General features: G+C 73.1%; 20 protein-coding genes and 1 pseudogene. 4 read left to right on the forward strand and 17 right to left on the reverse strand.

Annotated elements, in window-relative coordinates; genetic code table 11:
* Nucleotides 1-24: 24 nt before the first annotated feature.
* The 6 genes from ACZ58X_RS16020 to ACZ58X_RS16045 form a co-directional block, all read right to left on the reverse strand.
* Complete coding sequence (locus ACZ58X_RS16020; RefSeq protein ID WP_470334240.1) at nt 25-573, reverse strand: arginine repressor; 549 nt, start codon at nt 571-573, stop codon at nt 25-27.
* A gap of 23 nt (nt 574-596) precedes the next feature.
* Nucleotides 597-1,802: an acetylornithine transaminase gene (locus tag ACZ58X_RS16025; protein WP_470334241.1), complete on the reverse strand. Its 1,206-nt coding sequence runs from the start codon at nt 1,800-1,802 to the stop codon at nt 597-599.
* Complete coding sequence (gene argB, locus ACZ58X_RS16030; RefSeq protein ID WP_470334345.1) at nt 1,799-2,674, reverse strand: acetylglutamate kinase; 876 nt, start codon at nt 2,672-2,674, stop codon at nt 1,799-1,801. Before argB ends, ACZ58X_RS16025 begins: the two co-directional genes overlap by 4 nt.
* A gap of 136 nt (nt 2,675-2,810) precedes the next feature.
* The gene (argJ, locus tag ACZ58X_RS16035) at nt 2,811-3,959 is read right to left on the reverse strand and encodes a bifunctional glutamate N-acetyltransferase/amino-acid acetyltransferase ArgJ (protein WP_470334346.1); all 1,149 of its coding nucleotides are present in this window, start codon (nt 3,957-3,959) and stop codon (nt 2,811-2,813) included.
* A 17-nt stretch (nt 3,960-3,976) separates the two neighbouring features.
* Nucleotides 3,977-5,005 carry an N-acetyl-gamma-glutamyl-phosphate reductase gene (gene argC / locus ACZ58X_RS16040; protein ID WP_470334242.1) on the reverse strand — a complete coding sequence of 343 codons (1,029 nt, stop codon included), beginning with the start codon at nt 5,003-5,005 and terminating at the stop codon, nt 3,977-3,979.
* Nucleotides 5,006-5,138: 133 nt separating this feature from the next.
* Nucleotides 5,139-6,350, reverse strand: coding sequence for a methyltransferase (locus ACZ58X_RS16045; protein WP_470334243.1), 1,212 nt, complete (start codon nt 6,348-6,350; stop codon nt 5,139-5,141).
* An 83-nt stretch (nt 6,351-6,433) separates the two neighbouring features.
* Between ACZ58X_RS16045 and ACZ58X_RS16050 the strand changes: the two genes are divergently transcribed.
* Together ACZ58X_RS16050 and ACZ58X_RS16055 are read left to right on the forward strand one after the other, a co-directional pair.
* Nucleotides 6,434-6,838, forward strand: a complete 405-nt coding sequence (locus ACZ58X_RS16050) for a VOC family protein (RefSeq protein WP_470334244.1) — start codon at nt 6,434-6,436, stop codon at nt 6,836-6,838.
* 145 nt (nt 6,839-6,983) lie between these two features.
* Entirely contained in the window at nt 6,984-7,361 is a 378-nt protein-coding gene (locus ACZ58X_RS16055; protein ID WP_470334245.1) for an RNA-binding S4 domain-containing protein, read from the forward strand.
* A 94-nt stretch (nt 7,362-7,455) separates the two neighbouring features.
* On the opposite strand, the pseudogene ACZ58X_RS16060 reads toward ACZ58X_RS16055, so the two are convergent.
* From ACZ58X_RS16060 to ACZ58X_RS16070, 3 genes and pseudogenes are all read right to left on the reverse strand, one after another.
* A pseudogene (locus tag ACZ58X_RS16060) lies at nt 7,456-7,635 on the reverse strand (hypothetical protein); the annotation flags it as partial.
* An 18-nt stretch (nt 7,636-7,653) separates the two neighbouring features.
* The gene (locus ACZ58X_RS16065) at nt 7,654-8,211 is read right to left on the reverse strand and encodes an HD domain-containing protein (RefSeq protein ID WP_470334246.1); all 558 of its coding nucleotides are present in this window, start codon (nt 8,209-8,211) and stop codon (nt 7,654-7,656) included.
* A 138-nt stretch (nt 8,212-8,349) separates the two neighbouring features.
* On the reverse strand, nt 8,350-9,240 hold the full coding sequence (locus tag ACZ58X_RS16070) for an SAM-dependent methyltransferase (protein ID WP_470334247.1): 891 nt from the start codon (nt 9,238-9,240) through the stop codon (nt 8,350-8,352).
* Nucleotides 9,241-9,459: 219 nt separating this feature from the next.
* Between ACZ58X_RS16070 and ACZ58X_RS16075 the strand changes: the two genes are divergently transcribed.
* The gene (locus ACZ58X_RS16075; RefSeq protein ID WP_470334248.1) at nt 9,460-10,380 is read left to right on the forward strand and encodes a polysaccharide deacetylase family protein; all 921 of its coding nucleotides are present in this window, start codon (nt 9,460-9,462) and stop codon (nt 10,378-10,380) included.
* A 59-nt stretch (nt 10,381-10,439) separates the two neighbouring features.
* On the opposite strand, the gene ACZ58X_RS16080 is transcribed toward ACZ58X_RS16075, so the two are convergent.
* A complete protein-coding gene (locus ACZ58X_RS16080; RefSeq protein WP_470334249.1) occupies nt 10,440-11,258 on the reverse strand; it encodes an SDR family NAD(P)-dependent oxidoreductase in 819 nt (272 codons plus the stop codon).
* Between the two features lie 284 nt (nt 11,259-11,542).
* Here ACZ58X_RS16080 and ACZ58X_RS16085 point away from each other — a divergent pair, with 284 nt between their 5' ends.
* Complete coding sequence (locus ACZ58X_RS16085; RefSeq protein WP_470334250.1) at nt 11,543-12,412, forward strand: 3-hydroxybutyryl-CoA dehydrogenase; 870 nt, start codon at nt 11,543-11,545, stop codon at nt 12,410-12,412.
* Between the two features lie 75 nt (nt 12,413-12,487).
* Here ACZ58X_RS16085 and ACZ58X_RS16090 read toward each other — a convergent pair whose 3' ends face one another.
* The 7 genes from ACZ58X_RS16090 to pheS all read right to left on the reverse strand — a co-directional run bounded on the left by ACZ58X_RS16090 (nt 12,488) and on the right by pheS (nt 20,910).
* Nucleotides 12,488-13,570 carry a sugar ABC transporter substrate-binding protein gene (locus ACZ58X_RS16090; RefSeq protein ID WP_470334251.1) on the reverse strand — a complete coding sequence of 361 codons (1,083 nt, stop codon included), beginning with the start codon at nt 13,568-13,570 and terminating at the stop codon, nt 12,488-12,490.
* Between the two features lie 245 nt (nt 13,571-13,815).
* Nucleotides 13,816-14,658, reverse strand: coding sequence for a chitosanase (locus tag ACZ58X_RS16095; protein WP_470334252.1), 843 nt, complete (start codon nt 14,656-14,658; stop codon nt 13,816-13,818).
* 119 nt (nt 14,659-14,777) lie between these two features.
* On the reverse strand, nt 14,778-15,743 hold the full coding sequence (locus ACZ58X_RS16100) for a hypothetical protein (RefSeq protein WP_470334253.1): 966 nt from the start codon (nt 15,741-15,743) through the stop codon (nt 14,778-14,780).
* Entirely contained in the window at nt 15,740-16,666 is a 927-nt protein-coding gene (locus tag ACZ58X_RS16105; protein WP_470334254.1) for an ATP-binding cassette domain-containing protein, read from the reverse strand. The genes ACZ58X_RS16100 and ACZ58X_RS16105 overlap by 4 nt, the downstream gene beginning before the upstream one ends.
* Nucleotides 16,663-17,100: a GntR family transcriptional regulator gene (locus ACZ58X_RS16110; protein ID WP_470334255.1), complete on the reverse strand. Its 438-nt coding sequence runs from the start codon at nt 17,098-17,100 to the stop codon at nt 16,663-16,665. Before ACZ58X_RS16110 ends, ACZ58X_RS16105 begins: the two co-directional genes overlap by 4 nt.
* Before the next feature lie 187 nt (nt 17,101-17,287).
* On the reverse strand, nt 17,288-19,789 hold the full coding sequence (pheT, locus tag ACZ58X_RS16115) for a phenylalanine--tRNA ligase subunit beta (RefSeq protein ID WP_470334256.1): 2,502 nt from the start codon (nt 19,787-19,789) through the stop codon (nt 17,288-17,290).
* Nucleotides 19,789-20,910, reverse strand: coding sequence for a phenylalanine--tRNA ligase subunit alpha (gene pheS / locus ACZ58X_RS16120; protein ID WP_045701612.1), 1,122 nt, complete (start codon nt 20,908-20,910; stop codon nt 19,789-19,791). The genes pheT and pheS overlap by 1 nt, the downstream gene beginning before the upstream one ends.
* Nucleotides 20,911-21,152 lie beyond the last annotated feature (242 nt).

Genomic DNA, 21,152 nt, shown 5'->3' on the forward strand with positions numbered 1-21,152 from the left:
ACCGGGGTTCCGGGTGCCGTGGCCCTACTGCGCCTTGGCCTGGGCGAGTTGCATGAGGTGGTCGGCCAGTGCCTGGCCGCCCGCCGGGTCCCGGCTGATCAGCAGCACGGTGTCGTCGCCCGCGATGGTGCCGATGATCTCGAAGACCTCGGCCTGGTCGATCGCCGAGGCGAGGAACTGCGCGGCACCCGGCGGGGTGCGCAGCACGACCAGGTTGCCGGAGGCCGTGGCGGAGACCATCAGCTCGCCGGCCAGCCGGGCCATCCGGCCCTCGCTGGCCGACTCCCCCATCGGGGCGCGCGGGGTGCGGTCCCCGCCCTCGGCGGGGACGGCGTAGATCAGCGCGCCGTCCCGGTTGCGGATCTTGACCGCGCCCAGCTCGTCCAGGTCCCGGGAGAGGGTGGCCTGGGTGACCACGAGTCCGTCGTCGGCGAGCAGCTTGGCGAGCTGGCTCTGCGAACGCACGGGCTGGCGGGTGAGCAGGTCCACGATCCGCCGGTGGCGCGCGGTGCGGGTCTGCGGGACCTGCGGCGTCGGGCCGGCGGCGGCGGAGCCGGAGCGGGAATCGGTCATGTGATTATTCTCCCGGACGATGGTCAACTCGCATCGGCCGGGGCGCTCTCGCGCACCGTCCGGAGGATCTCCGGCAGGGCCGTGAGGAAGGCGTCCGCCTCCTGCTCGCTCAGCACCAGCGGCGGCGCCAGCCGCACGGCGTCCGGGACGGCCGCGTTGACGAGGAAGCCCGCCTGCTGGGCGACCGCCTGGACCTGGGCCGCGAGCGGCCTGGTCAGCACGATGCCGAGCAGCAGTCCGGCCCCGCGCACGTGCGAGACCAGCGGGTCGCCGAGCGCCTCGACGCCGTGCCGCAGCCGGTCTCCGATCTTGCGGACGTGCTCCAGCAGGCCCTCGGACTCGATGGTGTCCAGCACCGCGAGCCCGGCCGCGGCGGCCACCGGGTTGCCGCCGAAGGTGGTGCCGTGCTGGCCCGGGGTGAGCAGGTCGGCGGCCGGGCCGAAGGCCAGCACCGCGCCCATCGGCAGGCCGCCGCCGAGCGCCTTGGCCAGCGTGACCACGTCCGGCTCGACGCCCTCGCAGGCCTGGTGGGCGTACCAGTGGCCGGTCCGGCCGATGCCGGTCTGGATCTCGTCCAGGACCAGCAGGGTGCCGGTGGCCCGGGTGATCTCGCGGGCCGCCCGCAGGTAGCCGTCGGGCAGCGGGATCGCGCCGTTCTCGCCCTGGATCGGCTCCAGGAAGACGGCGGCGGTCCCGGTGGTGACGGCCGCGCGCAGCGCCTCGACGTCGCCGAACGGGACGTGGGTGACGTCGCCGGGCAGCGGGTGGAACGGTGCCTGCTTGGCGGGCTGGCCGGTGAGTGCGAGGGCGCCCATGGTCCGGCCGTGGAAGCCGCCCTGGAGGGCGACCAGGTGGGTGCGGCCGGTCCGTCGGCTGATCTTGAAGGCGGCCTCGTTGGCCTCGGCGCCGGAGTTGCAGAAGAACACCCGGCCGCCCGCCCGGCCGTCCAGCGCCAGCAGCCGCTCGGCGAGGGCGATGGTCGGCTCGGCCATGAAGAGGTTGGAGACGTGGCCGAGGGTGGCGATCTGCCTGCTGACCGCCTCGACCACGGCCGGGTGGGCGGTGCCGAGGGCGTTGACGGCGATGCCGCCGAGCAGGTCGGTGTACTCCTTGCCGTCGGCGTCCCAGAGCTTGACGCCCTCGCCGCGCACCAGCGGGATCCGGGGGGTGCCGTAGTTGTCGGTGAAGGCGTGCTGCCACCGGCCGGTGAGCTGCTCGTTGTGCGTCATGCCAGTCCCCCGGTCACGGTCGGCTCGTCGTCCGGCACGACCATCGTGCCGATGCCCTCGTCGGTGAAGATCTCCAGCAGCAGGCTGTGCTGCACCCGGCCGTCCAGGACTCGGGCGGTGCCCACACCGGAGCGGACAGCGCGCAGGCAGCCCTCCATCTTGGGGAGCATGCCGCTGGCCAGGCCCGGCAGCAGCTCCTCCAGTTCGCTCGCGTTGAGCTGGCTGATCACGTCGTCGGAGTTCGGCCAGTCCTTGTACAGGCCCTCGACGTCGGTCAGCACCACCAGCATCTCGGCGCCGAGCGCGACCGCCAGGGCGGCGGCGGCGGTGTCGGCGTTGATGTTGTAGACGTGGCCGTCGGCGCCGCGGGCGATCGAGGAGATGACCGGGATCCGGCCGTCACCGATCAGCGCCTTCACGGCGCCGGCCTCGATGTTGACGATGTCGCCGACCAGGCCGATGTCGACCTGCTCGCCGTCCACCACGGCGTAGCGCTTGACCGCCGTCATGGTGTGGGCGTCCTCGCCGGTCATGCCGACGGCGAACGGACCGTGCTCGTTGAGCAGGCCGACCAGTTCGCGCTGCACCTGGCCGGCCAGCACCATCCGGACCACGTCCATGGTCTCGGGGGTGGTGACCCGCAGCCCGTTGGTGAAGCTGGACTCCAGGCCCAGCTTGTCCAGTTGGGCGCTGATCTGCGGGCCGCCGCCGTGCACCACGACCGGGTGCAGTCCGGCGTAGCGGAGGAAGACGACGTCCTGGGCGAAGGCCGCCTTGAGGCTCTCGTCAACCATGGCGTTGCCGCCGAACTTGATCACGATGGTCTTGCCGTGGAAGCGCTCCAGCCAGGGCAGCGCCTCGATCAGCGTCATGGCCTTGGGCAACGCGGTGTTGTTGCGGGCCTGTTCGCCCTTGGGTGCGATCTGCACGGGTTTCCCTCGTCGATGGGGGTCCCCCCCGGCCGCAGGCTGGGGGAGGATGTCGCGGATCAGCTGCGGGGGCCGCGGCTCAGCTGGAGTAGGCGCTGTTCTCGTGGACGTAGTCGGCAGTGAGGTCGTTGGTCCACAGCGAGGCGCTCGCCGTACCGGCGTTGAGGTTCGCGGTGATGACGACGTCACGGCCCTTCATGTCCACCAGCTCGCGGTCCTCGCCGACGCCGCCGTCCTGGCAGACCCAGACGCCGTTGATGGCCACGTCCAGCCGGTCCGGCTCGAAGGTGGCGGAGGTGGTGCCGATCGCGGACAGCACCCGGCCCCAGTTGGGGTCCTCGCCGTGGATGGCGCACTTGAGCAGGTTGTTGCGGCTGATCGTCCGGGCGACCTCGACGGCCTCGTCCTCGGTGGCCGCACCGGTGACGTCGATCCGGATGTCCTTGCTGGCGCCCTCGGCGTCGCCGATCAGCTGGCGGGCCAGGTCGTCGCTGACGGTGCGGACGGCCTCGGCGAACTCGGCCGCGTCCGGGGCGGTGCCGGAGGCGCCGGAGGCCAGCAGCAGCACGGTGTCGTTGGTCGACATGCAGCCGTCGGAGTCGATCCGGTCGAAGGTGGTGCGGGTGGCGCCGCGCAGGGCGGCGTCCAGGGCGGCGCTGTCCAGGTCGGCGTCGGTGGTGAGCACGACCAGCATGGTGGCCAGGCTCGGGGCGAGCATGCCCGCGCCCTTGGCCATGCCGCCGACCGTCCAGCCCGCCGGGCTGGTGAACTGCGCGGTCTTGTGCACGGTGTCGGTGGTCTTGATGGCGATCGCGGCGGACTCGCCACCGGTCCCGCTGAGCTCCTGGGCGGCCAGGGTGACGCCGGGCAGCAGCACGTCCATCGGCAGCCGGACGCCGATCAGGCCGGTGGAGGCGACGGCGACCTCGCCGGCGCTGAGGTCCAGCTCGGCGGCGACCTTCTCCGCGGTGGCGTGGGTGTCCTGGAAGCCGGCCGGGCCGGTGCAGGCGTTGGCGCCACCGGAGTTGAGGACGACGGCGGAGACCCGGCCGCCCTTGAGGACCTGCTGGGACCAGAGCACGGGCGCGGCCTTGACCCGGTTGGCGGTGAAGACGCCGGCCGCGGCGAACGAGGGGCCGTCGTTGACCACCAGGGCGAGGTCCGGGGTGCCCGAGGCCTTGATGCCCGCGGTCACGCCGGCGGCCCGGAAGCCCTTGGCGGCGGTCACGCCGGTGTTGGGGGTGGTCACGGTGCGACTCCGTTCAGGGGAAGGCCCAGCTCCTCGGGCAGGCCGAGGGCGATGTTCATGCTCTGCACCGCGCCGCCGGCGGTGCCCTTGACCAGGTTGTCGATCGCGCTGATCGCGATGATCCGCCCGGCGGTGGCGTCCAGGGCGACCTGGACCAGGGCCGTGTTGGCGCCGTAGACGCTGCTGGTCTGCGGCCACTGCCCCTCGGGCAGCAGGTGGACGAAGGGCTCGTCGGCGAAGGCCCCGGTGTACGCGGCGCGCAGCTCCTCGGCGCTCACGCCCGGCTTGGCCTTGGCGGAGCAGGTGGCGAGGATGCCGCGCGGCATCGGGACGAGGGTGGGGGTGAAGGAGACGGTCAGCGGCTCGCCGGCCAGCGGGGTGAGGTTCTGCACCATCTCCGGGGTGTGCCGGTGCACGCCGCCGACGCCGTACGGGCTGACGCTGCCCATCACCTCGCTGCCCAGCAGGTGGGTCTTGGCGGCCTTGCCCGCGCCGGAGGTGCCGGAGGCGGCGACCACCACGGCCTCCGGCTCGGCGAGGCCGGCCGCGTAGGCGGGGAACAGCGCCAGGGAGACCGCCGTCGGGTAGCAGCCGGGCACGGCGATCCGGTTGCTGCCCTTCAACGCGTCGCGGTGGCCGGGGAGTTCGGGCAGGCCGTAGGGCCAGGTGCCGGCGTGGGCGGAGCCGTAGAACTGCTCCCAGTCGGCGGCGGCCTTGAGCCGGAAGTCGGCGCCGCAGTCGACCACCAGGACGTTCTGGCCGAGGGCTTCGGCGACGGCGGCGGACTGGCCGTGCGGCAGCGCCAGGAACACCACGTCGTGGTCGGCCAGCACCTCGGGGGTGGTGGGTTCGAGCACGCGGTCGGCCAGCGGGATCAGGTGCGGCTGCAGCGCGCCCAGCCTGGTGCCCGCGTTCGAGCCGCCGGTCAGCGCCCCGATCTCCACCTCCGGGTGGCCGAGCAGCAGGCGCAGCACCTCACCGCCCGCGTACCCGCTCGCGCCGGCGACGGCGACTCGCAAAGCCATGGCTTCCTCCTTGGTCGTGGCATGAATATACGCGGGAGGGAAAATCCATGCAAGGCTGCGCCCGGCACCCCCGGGCGCCGCGCCGGTGCGGCGGCACCGGGCGCCGTCGGGCCGCGCCGCCGACGGCCGCCGGTCAGCGCTTCACGGCCCGCAGCACCACGAACTTCGGGTTCCCGGCGACGAGTTGGCAGTTGCCGAACAGCTTGCGCAGCTTGACGTGGTAGCCGAGGTGACGGTTGCCGACCACCCACAGCTCGCCGCCGGCCCGCAGCGCCCGCCGGGCGCCGGTGAACATCCGCCACGCGGTGGCGTCGGTGGTGGCCTGGTGGGAGTGGAACGGCGGGTTGTTGAGCACCAGGTCTACCGAGCCGGGGGCGAACACCGCCGGGTCGAGCGCGTCGGCGGCGCGGAACTCGGCCGGGGCGTCCGGGCCCAGGTTGGCGCGGAAGGTCTCCTCGGCGGAGGCCACCGCCTGGTGGGACTCGTCCACGAACACCAGCTCCGCGCCCGGACCGGCCAGCGCGGCCGCCGTACCGACCACGCCGTTGCCGCAGCCGAGGTCCACCACCCGGTCGCCGGGGGCGGGGGTGGGCAGGTGGGCCAGGAAGAACCGGGTGCCGATGTCGAGCCGCTCGGCGCAGAAGGTGCCCGCGTGGTTGACCACGGTGCGCCCGGCGGCGGGGCCGATGTCCGGCGGCAGCGCGTAGCGGTGCGGCCACGGGCTGGGGCCGGGGGCGAGCGCCGGGTCGGGGGTGCAGAAGATCAGCCGGGCCTTGCGGACGGCCAGCGAGGTGCGGGTCGGGCCGAGCACCTTCTCGAACAACTGCAGGGTGGAGGTGTGGATCTCGGTGACCATGCCGGTGCCGATCACCACCGTGCCGGGGTGGAGGGCCGGGGCCAGCCGGTGCAGCTGGTCCTCCAGCAGGGCCAGGCTCTTGGGCACCCGCACCAGCAGAACGTCGATGCGCTCCGGCGGGGTGTCCCGGGTGGTGCGCAGCCGGTCCTCCTCGACGGCGGCGCCGGCCCGGGCGAGGTTCGCCCGGGTGGCCTGGCGGCCGAGGTGGGAGTCGCTGATCTGGACCGGTTCGTACGGCGCCAGCGCGGTGGTCAGCGCGCCCCAGCGGTCGCCGACGACGGCGATCCGGCGGCCGGCCAGCTCGGTGGCGGCGCCGGCGGCGCTGTCGGCCTCGCCGGCGAGGTGGCGCAGCAGGTACTCGTCGGCGGCGTCCCAGGCCCGCAGCCGCTCGCGGGGGTCCGCGGGGAAGCGGGTCAGGTCGAGGGTGCCCCAGGGGGTCGCGAAGGCGGTGGCTGAGGGTGACGAAGCGGGCGTGGTCTGCGGATTCATCGTGTTCTCAGGCTATCCGAAGGTCCGCCGGGGAACGGTTTCGGGCAGATACTGGAAGAGCCCGACCGAGAGGGGTGAGGGCGATGGACTGGAAGCTCGAAGTCGTGGTGGTCCCGGTGTCCGACGTGGACCGCGCGAAGCTCTTCTACGAGGAGCAGGCCGGCTTCACCGTGGACCACGACACCCGGCTGCGCGACGGGGTCCGGGTGGTTCAGCTGACTCCCCCCGGCTCACGCTGCTCGATCGTGGTCGGCACCGGGGTGATCGAAGCGGCGCCCGGCTCGGTGAAGGGCCTCCAACTGGTGGTGCCGGACATCGAGAAGGCCCACGCGGAGCTCACCGCGCGGGGCGTGGTGGTCAGCCCCGTCCAGCACTTCGTGGCGGGAGCCCGGGTGGACGGGCACGGCGAGGCCTGGAACAACTTCGTGTTCTTCAACGACCCGGACGGCAACGGCTGGGCCGTCCAGGAAGTCCCCGTCGCGGCTTAGGCGGTGCGCCCCGCCGGGTGTCCGGTGGGCCCCGCCGGGTGTCCGGTGCGTCCGGGCCGGGTGTCCGGTGCGCCCCGCCGGGTGTCCGGTGCGCCCCTGCCGCGGGCCGGCCCGGCCCGGCCGGCGACCTGGGTAGGCTCGCAGGATGGCTGAGGAACAGGGAAGCGTGCGGGTGGACGTCTGGATCTGGTCGGTCCGGCTGGCCAAGACGCGTGCGCTGGCGGCGGCGGCCTGCAAGGCCGGGCACGTCCGGGTGAACGGCGAGCGGGTCAAGCCCGCGCAGAGCCTCAGGCCCGGGGACGAGGTCCGGGTCCGCGAGGAGGGCTACGAGCGGGTCGTCGTGGTGACGAAGCTGATCCGCAAGCGGGTCGGCGCCCCGGTCGCGGCGGAGTGCCTGGTCGACAACAGTCCGCCGCGGCCGCCGCGCGAGTTCGTGGCGCCGATCTTCGAACGGGACCGGGGCGCGGGGCGCCCGACCAAGCGGGAGCGCCGCGACCTGGACCAGCTGCGCGGGGGCCGATAGCCGCCCGCATCGGTCGTGTCAGGCTGCGCCGGACCATCGGCGGACGCATCGTCACCCCGACCGGCTCACCGCTGTGCGGCGCGACCAGGTACGCCCGGTCGGGCGCACCCTGGTCCCGCCGGCCGAGGAAGTCCGAGTCCGCCCAGGGCAGTTCGGCCAGGCCCCGGGGCAGGGTGAAGAGTGAGCCGACGGGCCTCGCCCTTGGAGCAGTTGACGAAGGACGCGCGGATCTCGGGGTCGGTGAGGGGTTCCGTGCCGCGGAACCCCACACCACCCGCCGCGCGCTGTCGCGTCAATTCCTCCCGGTACGCACCGGATGCGCGGCCTGGAGGGCCAGTCGGCGCGGGGCGTCCTCGCCGATCCGGGTGAGCAGGTCGTCCAGGGCGAGGAAGGCCTCCCAGCGCTCGCGGCCGGTGGCCGCGGCGAGCCGGTCGACCACGCGGTCCTCCAGGTCGCGGACGCGCTGGTTCTTCCAGGCCTTGTCGGCCAGGCTGACCAGCAGGTCCTCGGTGGTGGTGCCGGGCTCGCCCCAGCTCGCGTGGGTGCGGGCGAAGCGGGCCAGTTCCTCGGGGACGCCGCGGGCCGACAGCAGGGCGTGGCCCGCGGGTTCGTGCGCGGAGCCGGGGCCCGAGAGCTCCTCGGGGTGGACGACCTTGCCGATGTCGTGGGTGGCGGCGCCGTAGCGGACGGCGTGGTGGTCGAAGGCCAGGCCCTCGGCGGCGCAGAACTCGACGACCTGCTCGGCGACCTGGTGCACCAGCGCGAGGTGGGCGACCAGTCGGGGTGGGGCGCCGACGCTCCGCAGCAGCTCGGCGATGTCGGGGGGCAGCGGCGGCAGTTCGGTGCTCACGCCGCAGGGTAACCCGAACGGGTGAGGGACTGTCAGTGCCCGGACCTAGTGTGCTCGGTGTGGGGCGGCCGGTCCCGGCGCAGGAGGGAGGCGCCGGGGCCGGCCGTCGTCACCGCTCCACGGTGGGCCCGGGTCGGGTCACGGCTTGAGGGCGACGCCGGCGTAGGCGGAGACGTCCTGCCAGCCCTCGGGCAGTTCGGCGGTGGGCAGGTGGCCCGCGGTGGGGCGCCAGAGCGGGAGCTGGACGAGACCGGGGCCGACGAACTCGAAGTCCCCGAAGAAGGGTTCGACGCCGGCCCGAGGCCGCAGGACCAGCGGCGCGCTGGCGCTCCGGTAGATCCGGGTGCCCTCGGCGGCGCTCTCCCGGGAGGCGAAGTCGGGGCTGCCGTGGGAGAGGATCAGCGCGCTGCCGGGGGCGAGCACGTCGCGCAGGGTGCGGACGATCTGCTGGGCGCCCTCCTCGTCGCGTATGAAGTGCAGGACGGCGACGAGCATCAGCGCGACCGGCTGGGACAGGTCGATGGCGGCGCCCAGCGCGGGGTGGCGCAGGATCGCCTCCGGGTCGCGCAGGTCGGCCTCGATGACCGAGGTGTGCCCGGCCGGGTGCCCGGCCAGCAGGGCGCGGGCGTGGGTGGCGACGATCGGGTCGTTGTCGATGTAGACCACCCGGGCGTCCGGGGCGACCCGCTGGGCGACCTCGCCGGTGGAGCCGACGGTCGGGATGCCGGTGCCGATGTCGACGAACTGGCGGATCCCCCGGCCCGCCGCGAACTCGACGGCCCGGCCCAGGAACTGGCGGTTGGTCCGGGCCAGCAGCGGCAGCGCCGGGTAGGCGGCGATGGCGGCCTGGGCGGCCTTGCGGTCGGCCTCGAAGTTGTCCTTGCCGCCCAGGTAGTAGTCGTACATCCGGGCGGTGTGCGGGATGCCGGTGTCGAGCTCGCTCGGCGGCTGCCAGTCGTCCGCCCTGGCCCACTCCCAGCCGGTGCGGGTGTCCTGGTCGACGGCCGCGGTGTCCTCGTCGTGCATCATGTTCCGCCCCCAATGCGCAATGCCGGCATGTGCCTACTGCCCCGTAACACGCGGTGCGCGGTGATCGTATCCAACGACACGCCGTGGAAACAGCGGGAGTTCAGGTTTACGCAACACCCGGAAAACGGAGTGTGTGCACGTCAAGGACGGTGCGGCGGACGGCGTCGGACGGCGCTGCCGGATCGCCGGGAGGGTCCGTCCTCTCTATGCTGGCTGCCGATGACTGCCGACCGCCGCACCGTACTGCGCACCGCCGCCAAGCTGGCCGCCCTGTCCGCCGCCGGCGGACTCCTCACCTCCTGCGGCAGCGGCACACCCCGCCGGGCCGACACCGGGACACTCGCCGCGCACCCCGGCAGTGTCGACCCGCAGCACACCACCGACCCGGCCTGGAACGGCGGCGAGGGACCCGCCTCCCCCGCCCCGACCACCCCGGGCGAGCCGCAGCCCGGCGGCGGACCGACCCCGGCCGCCGCCCAGGCCTCGACGCCGGCCTCCGCCCCGCCGACCCCGCCCGTCCTGACACCGCTGGCGGCCGGCACCCCGTACGAGGTGGTGTACGGGCCGCGCACCGGCAAGAACGTGGCGCTCACCTTCCACGGCAGCGGCGACCCGAAGCTCGCCACCGCCCTGCTGGAGGCCGCCGAGCAGCGCGGCGTCAAGCTGACCGTGATGGCGGTCGGCAGCTGGCTGGACCAGCAGCCGCAGATGGCCCGGCGGATCCTGGACGGCGGCCACGAACTGGGCAACCACACCCAGAACCACCTCAACATCTCCGCGATGACGCCGGACCAGGCCCGCGCCGAGATCGCCCAGTGCGCCGACCGGCTGACGAAGCTGACCGGCTCGATGGGCCGCTGGTTCCGCCCCTCCGCCGCGCAGTACGCCACCTCGATGGTGCGCGACCAGGCCAAGGCCGTCGGCTACGAGCACGTGCTGTCCTTCGACGTCGACCCGCGGGACTACAACGACCCGACCGCCGCCGAGCTCCAGCGCCGGGTGCTGGGCTCGGTGCGCGGCGGCTCGGTGGTGGCCCTGCACATGGGGCACCAGTGCACCATCGACGCGCTGCCGGCGATCCTGGACGGGCTGGCCAAGGCGGGGCTCAAGCCGGTCACCGCCAGCCAGCTGTGTGCGTGACCGGCTCCCGCCGGAGCCCCCCAGCCGGAGCCGCACCGAAACCCGCCCGCCGAAGCCGGTCAGACCATCGGGTCGTCGTCCTTGTACGGGCGCAGCCGCAGCGTCCGGGCGTCCGCCGCGCGGATCGCGTCGGCCCGGGCGACCAGCTCCGCCAGGTCGTCCCGCCCGGCGTGGATGAACCGCCCGTGCAGCGCGTCGAAGCGGCCCCGGGCCGCGTCCACGGTGACGGCGACCATGTACGGGATCGAGCCCCAGGCCTTCATGTCCCGGAACATCGGCATCCCCGCGGTCATGTCGGTGGCCACCGCGCCGGGGCTGATGTCGAGCACCACGACGTCGTGCTCGGCCAGCGTGTCCGCCATGTTGTCGGAGAGCTGGAGCAGCGCGCCCTTGGAGGTCGCGTACGCGGTGTAGTGGCCGTCCGGGCGCAGCGCGAAGCCGGAGTTGAGGTTGACCACCCGGCCGCTGCGGCGGGTGACCATGCCGGGCAGGACGCAGCGCAGCAGGTTGTAGGGGCCGCGCAGGTTGGTCTCGATCACCTGCCACCACTGGTTGGGGTCGGTCTCCCAGAGCGGCACCTCGGCGCGGTCGACCAGGCCGGCGTTGTTGACCAGCAGGTCGATCGGGCCCAGGTCGCGCTCGACCAGCCGGACGGCCTCCCGGACCGAGCCCGGGCGGCAGACGTCGGCGGTGACGGCGACGCCCCGGGAGCCGCGCTTGACGCACTCCTTGAGGGTGGCGGTCAGCGTCTCGTGGGTGCGGCCGACCAGGCCGACGGCCATCCCCTCGGCGGCCAGGCCGACGGCGATCTCGCGGCCGATGCCCCGGCCGCCGCCGGTGACCAGCGCGACCTGTCCTGTGAGCGATCCCGTCGGCACCGTGTGCTCCCTTCCCGTCCCCGGCCCCCGTCTGCGGCATTCTGTCCGGCGGCGGGCGGCGGCGGGCCCGGGCGCACCCGCAGGCGGTGCGGCCTCACCCGATCGGGGGGCCGTCCGTCCTGGCACTGCGCCGGGGAGGGGGTGACCTACTGGCGAGTACGGAGTAGTAACGTCGTCGGGGCGGTGACCGGTGCACCCATTCCGGTACACCGACCCGTTGACCAGCGAGCTCGCTGGGCCACCAGTTCGCTGGGCGACCCCCAGCACCACCGAAGGGCAACTGAGTGAGTGACATCGCACGCGTCGGAGTAGTCGGCTGCGGTCTCATGGGGTCGGGCATCGCCGAGGTCTTCGCCCGGGCCGGACTGGACGTCCTGGTGTCGGAGGCCAGCGGTGAGGCGCTGGAGTTCGGCCGCACCCGGCTGACCAACTCCCTGGACACGGCGGTCAAGCGCGGCAAGCTGAGCCCCGAGCAGCGGGACGAGGCGCTGTCCCGGCTGTCCTTCACCACCGACCTGTCCGACTTCGCCGACCGCGACCTGGTGGTCGAGGCGGTCGCCGAGCGCGAGGACATCAAGGTCAAGATCTTCCAGACCCTGGACCAGGTCATCGAGCGCCGGGACGCGATCCTGGCCTCCAACACCTCCTCGATCCCGATCGTGAAGCTGGCCGCCGCCACCTCCCGCCCGGAGCAGGTCATCGGCCTGCACTTCTTCAACCCGGCGCCGGTGCAGAAGCTGGTCGAGGTCATCCCGACCCTGACCACCTCGGCGACCACCACCGAGCGGGTCGAGACCTTCGCCTCCCAGGTGCTCGCCAAGGAGCCGATCCGGGCCCGCGACCGGGCCGGCTTCGTGGTCAACGCGCTGCTCGTGCCGTACCTGCTGTCCGCGGTGCGGATGTTCGAGTCGGGCGTGGCCACCGCCTCCGACATCGACAAGGGCATGGAGGCCGGCTGCGCCCACCCGATGGGCCCGCTGCGGCTGTGCGACCTGATCGGCCTGGACACCATCGTCTCGATCGCCGAGTCGATGTACGACGAGTACAAGGAGCCGCTGTACGCCGCTCCCCCGCTGCTGTCCCGGATGGTCGACGCCGGCCTGCTGGGCCGCAAGTCCGGCCGCGGCTTCTACGACTACACCGCGAGCGCCTGAGCCGCGACGCGAGGGGCGCGCCCGTACCGGTCTCCGGTGCGGGCGCGCCCCTTTCCCGTGGTCCGACGGACCGCGCTACTTGACCCCGGCCTCCGCGCAGGCCTGGGCGTACTGCGGGGTGCAGATGTCGGAGGCCTTGTAGAGGCCGCCGTCGACGACCGTGGCCTGCACCTTCGCCCTGGTCACCACGATCGGGGTGAGCAGCAGCGAGGGGATCTTCAACCCGCCGCTGTCGGTGAGCGTGGTGGCGGTGGTGCTGATGTCCATGCCCTCGGCCAGCTGGACGGCGATGCTGCCCGCCGCGTCCGTCTCGGGCTTGTACGGCTTGTAGATGGTGTAGGCCTGCTCGCCGGTGAGCACCCGGCGGACGGCGTCGATGGAGGCGTCCTGGCCGCCCACCGGCACGTTCTTGATGCCCGCGGCCTTCAAGGCCTCGATGACGGCGGCGGCCATGCCGTCGTTCGCGGCGTAGACGGCCTGGATGCCGTTCTTCCCGAGGTTCTGGATGGCCTCGTCCGTCTTCGCGGTGGCCACGTCCGGCTTCCACTCGCCGGACTGCTCGTAGACGATCTTGACCCGGCCGTCCAGCGCCAGGTGCGCGCCCGCCTTGAACTGCGCCGCGTTGGGGTCGGACTCGGCGCCGTCGATCATCACGACATTGGCCGAGGAGGCCTTCGAGCCGAGCGCGTCGAGCAGGGACTGGCCCTGGAGCTGCCCGGTCTGCTGGTTGTCGAAGGAGACGTACGCGGCGACCTTGCCCTGGGCCAGCCGGTCGTAGGCGACGACCTTCACGCCCTTGGCGTTGGCGGCGTCCACCCACGGGGCGGTGAGCTTGGCGTCGACCGGGTCGAGCAGGATGACCTTCACGCCCTTGGCGAGCAGGTCGTCGAACTGCTTCTTCTGGACGGTCGCGTCGCCGCCCGCGTTGGCGTAGCTCACCGTGCACTTGGTGCAGAGGCCGGTCACCGTCTGTTCGATCAGGGGCTTGTCGAACGCGTCGTACCGGGTGGAGGAGGCGCTCTCCGGCAGCAGCAGACCGATGCCCTCGCCACCTCCGCTCCCGCCGGCCGCCGGCGCCTGGCCCGCCACCGTCTGGCCGCAGGCCGTGAGGGCGAGTGCGAGCGACACGGTGGCCGTGCCCGCGGCCGCGAGACGCATGGGTCTGATCATGATCGGTGGTGCCTCCTGTACTGCGCCGCAACCCTGCGGCAGGGGACGGAGTCAAGCGCCACCGGGCGAATGCGTCAATGCGGGAGGGATCGTTCGTTATGCCCCTGCTCGATTCGTTACGGGATGAACAGGACTTTCACAGTCCCTTGGGTTTTTCGCGGGGGGGGTGATCGAAATGCCGAGGTGGCGGGAGACCGGGGAATCCGGCTCCCGCCACGGCGTCGGCCCGGTCGTCAGCTGTTGATGCTGTAGCTGTCGCCGTAGACCTTCCACTTGAGCGGCGGGTTGAGGTCGAAGTTCTTGGCGTTGAGGAACACCGACTGCTCGGTGTCGACCCGGCTGGTGTCGGAGTGCGCGGCCTCCTTCTTCATGACGACCTTGCGGGCGTCCAGGAAGGCCTTGAGGTAGGTGGCCTCGTCGCCGCCCTGGGCGGGCGTCTTCGCCTTCTTCATCGCGGCCGCGCGGATGCCGCCGAAGCTGTCGGAGCTGTTGCCGGGGCCGTGCATCACGATGGCGTCGTAGTAGGCGAACTGGCCGAGCGCGCGCAGGCCGTCGGCCTTGGCCTGGTTGACCGCGGGGTTGAAGTACACCCGGTCGCGCTCGTCGTTCTGGGCCTGCTGGAAGGTCTGGTCCTTGGCCGCGGCGGCCCAGTCCTTGACGAAGGCGTCGCCGAGGCCGGAGTGCGAGTCGCTGCCGTTGACCTTCTTCAAGGCGGGCAGGTACTTGGCGAGGACGTTGCCGGGCTTGAGGTCGGTGTAGTGCTGGACCAGCTCCAGCATGTCACCGGTGCCGGAACAGAAGCCGATGATGCCGGCGGTGTAGCCGCGGCCGTCACCGATGTCCTCGATGTACTTGTACTGGGCCTTCCAGTCCAGCGAGGAGTTCTCCGCGCTGGACACCAGCTGCATCGCGATGTCCTTCTTGTGCGGGTCGTCGAGGCCGACGCCCTGGAGTCGGGCGGAGCTCGCGGCCGCGGGGGCGGCCTGGGCGGCCGAGGCGGCCGCGACGGTGAGGGGCGCGGCCACCAGGGCGGCGGCGAGGGCTATGTGGAGGGCGCGACGGGGCTGAGGACGCATGGGACGCTCCGATTCCTCGTTCGGTTAGGAAAGCTTCCTAACGAGAAGGAAACGCCCGGAACCGCCGCCCCCGCAAGGGTTTTGACGAAAACACTTCAACCAATCCGAAGCCGCGCAGGTCAGACCGCCCGCCGGCGCACCCACCAGACCGCCGCCGCGCACAGCGCCACCGCGAGCAGGACCGTCCAGCCGAACTCGATCCACTGGAACGGCCAGAAGCGGTCCGCCGGCTGGTACACCTGGTGCATCGTGTAGCCGCCGTCGTGCACCAGGGACTGGAGGTGGGCGTAGTCGCCGCCGAGGTTGTAGAAGTCGGACTCGGAGAGCCGGTTCCCCGCCGGGTCCGAGTACCAGACGCCCAGCACCCAGCGGTCGTCCACCGCCATGGACGTCATGGCGCGCACCGGCTCGTCCAGCGGAGTCAGGTAGTGCGCGCGCACGGCCTCGGCGAGGAACGGCAGGGCGACCGAGGCCGCCAGGCCGAGACCCACCGCGAGCACGGTGCGGCGCAGCACCGCGCCGGCCAGCGCCGCGACCCCGAAGGCCACCAGCACCCGGCCGACCAGCACCGGCGGCGCCTCCACGAAGAGGTCCGGGTGGAACTGTCCGCCCATGACCGCCAGCGGCGCACTCCACCAGCGCAGCACCAGTCCGAACAGCGCCGCCACCGCGGCCAGCACCGCGCCGCCCAGCACCAGGCCGCCCGCCGTCCAGCGGGTCCGCCCGGCCCCCTGGGTCCAGGCGAAGCGCACCGTGCCGTGCTCGAACTCCCGCGCCAGCAGCGGGCCGCCGAGGAACGCCCCGAACACTCCGCTGAGAACGTAGGACACGCTGCCGAGCATCGGCATGGAGTCGGCGTACTGGTGCAGGAACCGCTTGAACGTGGCCGAGCAGGCGGCGGTGGCCGGATCGCAGGAACCCGCGCCGGTGCGGTCCAGGCCGTCGTGCAGGTACCAGCCGTGCAGCAGCAGAGCCAGCGAGACCACGCCCATCACCGCGAGCAGCGTCAGCAGCGCCGGCCGGTGGCGCAGCCCGGCGGCCCGCAGTACGGCGGAGCGGGGCGGGGCGAGGGTGGTGGCGCTCATGACGGTACCTTCTGGCTCGTACGGACGGCCCCGCGCGGGCCGGGCAGCGCGGAGGCGGTCGGCTCGCGCAGGTAGGCGAGCACCAACTCCTCCAGGCCGACGCGCTGTTGGCGCCAGCCGTCGGAGACCGGCGCGTCCGCGCCGCCGGTGCGCACCAGCAGGTGGGACTGGACGCCGGCCCGGCGGTCGCGGACCACCGGCAGCCGTTCGGCGACCGCGTCGGCCTCCACGGTGGGGCCGGTGAGCATCCGGTGGCCCGCGACCACGTCGTCCACCTCCCCGGACACCTGGACCCGGCCGCCGGCCAGCACCACCAGGTAGTCGCAGCTCTGCTCCAGCTCGTTGACGGCATGCGAGGAGAACAGCACCGAGAGGCCGTCCTCGGCCACCGCGGTCAGCAGCACGGCCATGAAGTCGTGCCGGGCGAGCGGGTCGAGCGCGGCCAACGGCTCGTCCAGGAGCAGGAGTTCGGGCCGCTTGGCGAGGGCGAGGGCGAGCGAGACCTGGGCCTGCTGGCCGCCGGAGAGCCGGCCGTACTTGCGGTCCATCGGGATGCCGAGGCCGTCCAGGTGGGTGCGCGCCCGGGCGTCGTCCCAGCGGCGGTTGAGGTGGCGGCCCATCGCGAGCAGGTCGCGCACCGGCAGGCCGGGGTAGAGCGCGGCGTTCTGGGCGACGAAGCCGATCCGGTCCAGGGCCCGGGGCGAGCCGGGGAGTTGGTCGCCGAGGACGGTCATCGCGCCCTCGCTGGGGAGGGTCAGTCCGGCCGCCAGGCTGAGCAGGGTGGTCTTGCCGGCGCCGTTCGGGCCGACCAGGGCGACCACGTGCCCGGCCGGGACGGCCAGGTGGCAGTCCCGCAGCGCCCAGGAGCGGCGGTAGCGCTTGCCGATCCCGCCGCAGTCGATCACGGTGTCCGCGGCCGTCACGCCACCACCCCGTCCCGGCCCTCGCGCAGGTCGCGCAGCGCGTCCTCGAACACCGCGACCATCCCCCCTTCGTCCAGCCCGGCGGTCCGCGCCGAGCGCATCCAGTCCAGCAACCCCCGCCGCAGCGCGGCCCGTTCGCGCAGCGGCACCACTCCGGCCGGCAACCCGCGCACGAAGGTGCCCTGGCCGCGCCGGCCGACCGCCAGGCCGCGGTGTTCCAGCTCCCGGTAGGCCTTGAGCACGGTGTTCGGGTTGATCGCCAGCCCGGCGACCACCTCGCGCACCCGGGGCAGGCGGTCCCCCTCGGTCAACCAGCCCATCCGCAGCGCCTGTTCGACCTGCTGCACGAGCTGCAGGTAGGTCGGGACACCGGAGGCCGGGTCCAGGCGGAACTCGATCGGGGAAGGCCGGTCATCGGCTTTATCTACTTCCATAGGTAAAGAGATAAACGATCGGATGACGGCACGTCAAGCCGAACGTCCCGTCGAGCCGGGCAGCCCGGGGAGACGGCGACACCGGGGACACGGCAACACCGGAGAAACGGCGACATCGGGGAAAGACGAAGGGCCCCGCTCCGGACCGTTCGGTCCGGAGCGGGGCCCTTCGCAGGCCCTGACGGGATCAGGCGCCGCGCAGCACCGCGCCGGTGCGGCTGACGGCCTCGGCGACGGCCGCCTCACGGGCGGCGGTGGCCTCGTCTGCGGTCAGGGTGCGGTCGGCCGCGCGGAAGCGCAGCGCGTAGGCCAGCGACTTCTTGCCCTCGCCGACCTGCTCTCCGGTGAACACGTCGAACAGCCGGATGGCCTCCAGCAGTTCGCCCGCGCCCGAGCGCAGCGCGGCCTCGACCTCGGCGGCCGGGACGGCGGTGTCGACGATCAGCGCGACGTCCTGGGTGGCCACCGGGAAGCCGGAGACCGCCGGGCCGTCGACCTTCACCGGGCCGTCGGCCGTCAGCAGGTCGATGTCGAGCTCCATCGCCGCCGTACGGGCCGGCAGACCGAGCGCCTTGACCACGCGCGGGTGCAGCTCACCCGCGTGACCGACCACCCGGTCGGTGCCGGCCACGACCAGCTCGGCGCAGCGGCCCGGGTGCCAGGGCGCCAGCTGGCCCTGGCGGACGGTCAGCTCGACGCCGGCCGCGCGGGCCACCGTACGGGCCGCCTCGACGGCGTCCGCCCAGGAGGCCTGCTCGCCCTTGCCCCACCAGCCGGACGGCAGCCGCTCGCCCGCGAGGGCGACGGCGACCCGGCGCGGCTGGTCCGGCAGCGCGGCGTCCAGCGCGGCCAGCTCCGCGTCGGTCGGCCGACGGTCGACGGCCGGGCGCGGGGCCACGGTCAGCTCGTCCTTCGGCAGGAACACGGTGCCGGTCTCGAAGACCGCCAGGTCGGTGTTGCCCCGGCCGATGTTGCGGCGCAGCGTGCCGAGCAGGCCCGGCAGCATCGTGGTGCGCAGCGACGGTTCCTCGTCGTTGAGCGGGTTGACCAGCTTGACCGTACGGCGGCGGCGGTCCTCCGGCTCCAGGCCGAGCGCCTCGAAGGCGGCCTCGCCGAGGAACGGGTAGTTGTTGACCTCGACGTAGCCGGCCCCGGCCAGCGCCACGCCGATCCGGCGGTGCACCCGCTGGGCCTCGGTCAGGCCCTTGCCCGGCGGGACGTTCGGCATCCGGGCGGGGACGTTGTCGTAGCCCTCCAGCCGGATGACCTCCTCGGCGAGGTCGTACGGGTCGGTGAGGTCGGGCCGCCAGGTCGGCGGGGTGACCTCGAGGACGTCGGCGCCCGAGACCGAGCAACCGATCTCCTGGAGGCGCCGGGTGACGCTCTCGCGGCCGTACACCGTCCCGGCGACCCGGTCCGGCAGGTCGGCGGCGATGGTGATGGTGCGCACCGGGTGCGGGGCCGCGATGTCGGTGACCCCGGCCTCGGCGGTGCCGCCGGCGATCAGCACCAGCAGGTCGACGGCGCGCTGCGCGGCGGCGCGGGCGGCCTCCGGGTCGACGCCGCGCTCGAAGCGCTTGGACGCCTCGGAGGGCAGCTTGTGCCGCTTGGCGGTGCGGGCGACGGAGACCGGGTCGAAGTGCGCGGCCTCGATGATCACCTCGGTGGTGCCCGGACCGGCGGCCGGGTCGAGGATCTCGGTGGAGGCGCCGCCCATGACCCCGGCCAGGCCGATCGGGCCGCTGGTGTCGCAGATCAGCAGGTCCTCGGCGGCGAGCTTGCGCTCGACCCCGTCGAGGGTGGTGAGGGTCTCGCCCTCGGCCGCCCGGCGGACCGTGATCGGGCCGCTCACGCGCTGCTTGTCGTAGGCGTGCAGCGGCTGGCCGACCTCCAGCATCACGTAGTTGGTGATGTCGACGGTCAGCGAGATCGGGCGGATGCCCGCCTTCTGGAGGCGGCGCTGCAGCCAGATCGGGGACTTGGCGGTCGGGTCGACGCCGACGACCGTGCGGGCCACGAAGCGGTCGCAGCCGGCCGGGTCGTTGACCTTGACCAGGTAGCCGAAGGAGTTGGCCGGCGGCACGTCGAGCAGCGCCGGGTCGGCCAGCGGCAGCCCGTACGCGGCGGCGGCCTCCCGGGCCACGCCGCGCATCGACAGGCAGTAGCCGCGGTCCGGGGTGACGGCGATGTCCAGCACCTCGTCGACCAGCTGGAGCAGCTCGATGGCGTCCGTGCCGGGCTCGTACTCCGGCGGGAGCACGATGATGCCGTTGTGGTCGTCGCCCATGCCCAGCTCGCGGGCCGAGCAGATCATGCCGGCCGAGGTCTGGCCGTAGGTCTTGCGGGCCGCGATCGGGAACGGGCCGGGCAGCACGGCGCCGGGGAGCACGACGACGACCTTGTCGCCGACGGCGAAGTTGGTCGCGCCGCAGACGATCTCCTGCGGATCGCCGGTGCCGTTGGCGTCGCCGACGTTGACGAAGCAGTGCCGGATCGGCTTCTTGAAGCCGGACAGCTCCTCGATGGAGAGCACCTCGCCGACCACCAGCGGGCCCTTGAGGTCGGTGCCGATCTGCTCGACGGTCTCGACCTCCAGGCCGGCCCGGACCAGGCGCTCGGCCACGTCACGGCCGGTCTCGCCGGCCGGAAGGTCGACGTACTCGCGCAGCCAGGAAAGCGGGACGCGCATCAGATCTCCATCCCGAACGGGAGGGTGAAGCGCACGTCACCCTCGACCATGTCGCGCATGTCGGCGACGTTGTGACGATTCATCAGGATCCGCTCCAGGCCCAGGCCGAAGGCGAACCCGCTGTAGCGGTTCGGGTCCACGCCGCAGGCGACCAGCACCCGCGGGTTGACCACGCCGCAGCCGCCGAGCTCGATCCAGCCCTCGGAGGAGCAGGTGCGGCACGGGCGGTCCGGGTTGCCGACGCTCTCGCCGCGGCACACGAAGCACTGCAGGTCGATCTCGGCGCTCGGCTCGGTGAACGGGAAGTACGAGGGGCGCCAGCGCAGCTCCAGGCCGCCGCCGATCAGCTTCTCGACCAGCACCTCGATGGTGCCCTTGAGGTCGGCGAAGGTGATGCCCTCGTCGACGGCGAGGCCCTCGACCTGGCGGAACACCGGGGTGTGGGTGGCGTCCAGCTCGTCCGTCCGGTAGACCCGGCCGGGGCAGACCACGTAGACCGGGGGCTCGCGGTCGAGCAGGGTGCGGGCCTGGACCGGGGAGGTCTGGGTGCGCAGCACCACGCCGGAGTCGGCGGAGCCGTCCGGGGCCTGCACGAAGAAGGTGTCCTGCATCGAGCGGGCCGGGTGGTCCGGGCCCAGGTTGAGGGCGTCGAAGTTCAGCCACTCGGCCTCGACCTCGGGGCCCTCGGCGACCTGGTAGCCCATCGCGACGAAGGTGTCCTCGATGCGCTCGGCCAGCGTGGTCAGCGGGTGCCGGGCGCCGCGCGGTGCGCGGTCGTAGGGCAGCGTGACGTCCACCGCCTCCTCGACCAGCACGCGGGCGTCCCGCTCCGCCTCCAGCTCGGCCTGCCGCTTGGCCAGCGCCTGGTTGACGGCGCCGCGGGCCTGGCCGATCAGCTTGCCCGCGGCGGCCTTGGCGTGCGGCGGGAGGGCGCCGATCTCGCGGTTGGCGAGCGAGAGCGCGGAACGGTCGCCGGTGTGGGCGACCTTGGCCTGCTTCAGCTCGTCCAGGGTGCCGGCGGCGGCGAAGGCGGCGATCGCCTCGTCCCGCGCCTGCTCCACCACCTCGGGCTTGAGGGCCTCGACCTCGACCGGGTCGTACGACTTGTTGGGTGCCGACATCTCTATCTTCCCGTGCTCCTGCTCGTCCGTGCTCAGGTGTGTGGGCTCGCCTTCGCGTCACGCCCGGCGGGGCCGGGGCGCGGGCAGCCGTCCTCCGTGCTCACGGGGAGTGGTGTCCGCGGCACAGCCGCACAGGGCGTTGCGCAACGCCAAAGGTCGAGTGTAGTCGCAGCGCGTAGCGCGGCTGCCGTCAAGCCCGTCCGGCCACCGACCACAGCATGCTGTGTCTGTCGTCCGCGCTC

This window comes from Kitasatospora sp. NPDC040550 (assembly GCF_055594965.1).

Excerpts from the sequence above, each read along its gene's own strand:
- ACZ58X_RS16050 (WP_470334244.1), top strand. The coding sequence starts at position 6,434 with ATGGACTGGAAGCTCGAAGTCGTGGTGGTCCCGGTGTCCGACGTGGAC.
- ACZ58X_RS16025 (WP_470334241.1), bottom strand. The coding sequence starts at position 1,802 with ATGACGCACAACGAGCAGCTCACCGGCCGGTGGCAGCACGCCTTCACC.
- ACZ58X_RS16075 (WP_470334248.1), top strand. The coding sequence starts at position 9,460 with ATGACTGCCGACCGCCGCACCGTACTGCGCACCGCCGCCAAGCTGGCC.
- ACZ58X_RS16110 (WP_470334255.1), bottom strand. The coding sequence starts at position 17,100 with ATGGAAGTAGATAAAGCCGATGACCGGCCTTCCCCGATCGAGTTCCGC.
- ACZ58X_RS16020 (WP_470334240.1), bottom strand. The coding sequence starts at position 573 with ATGACCGATTCCCGCTCCGGCTCCGCCGCCGCCGGCCCGACGCCGCAG.
- argC (WP_470334242.1), bottom strand. The coding sequence starts at position 5,005 with ATGGCTTTGCGAGTCGCCGTCGCCGGCGCGAGCGGGTACGCGGGCGGT.
- ACZ58X_RS16070 (WP_470334247.1), bottom strand. The coding sequence starts at position 9,240 with ATGATGCACGACGAGGACACCGCGGCCGTCGACCAGGACACCCGCACC.
- ACZ58X_RS16055 (WP_470334245.1), top strand. The coding sequence starts at position 6,984 with ATGGCTGAGGAACAGGGAAGCGTGCGGGTGGACGTCTGGATCTGGTCG.
- ACZ58X_RS16095 (WP_470334252.1), bottom strand. The coding sequence starts at position 14,658 with ATGCGTCCTCAGCCCCGTCGCGCCCTCCACATAGCCCTCGCCGCCGCC.
- pheT (WP_470334256.1), bottom strand. The coding sequence starts at position 19,789 with ATGCGCGTCCCGCTTTCCTGGCTGCGCGAGTACGTCGACCTTCCGGCC.
- ACZ58X_RS16045 (WP_470334243.1), bottom strand. The coding sequence starts at position 6,350 with ATGAATCCGCAGACCACGCCCGCTTCGTCACCCTCAGCCACCGCCTTC.
- argB (WP_470334345.1), bottom strand. The coding sequence starts at position 2,674 with ATGACGCTGATCGAGGCGCTGCCCTGGCTGGAGCGCTTCCACGGCAAG.
- pheS (WP_045701612.1), bottom strand. The coding sequence starts at position 20,910 with ATGTCGGCACCCAACAAGTCGTACGACCCGGTCGAGGTCGAGGCCCTC.
- ACZ58X_RS16090 (WP_470334251.1), bottom strand. The coding sequence starts at position 13,570 with ATGCGTCTCGCGGCCGCGGGCACGGCCACCGTGTCGCTCGCACTCGCC.
- ACZ58X_RS16100 (WP_470334253.1), bottom strand. The coding sequence starts at position 15,743 with ATGAGCGCCACCACCCTCGCCCCGCCCCGCTCCGCCGTACTGCGGGCC.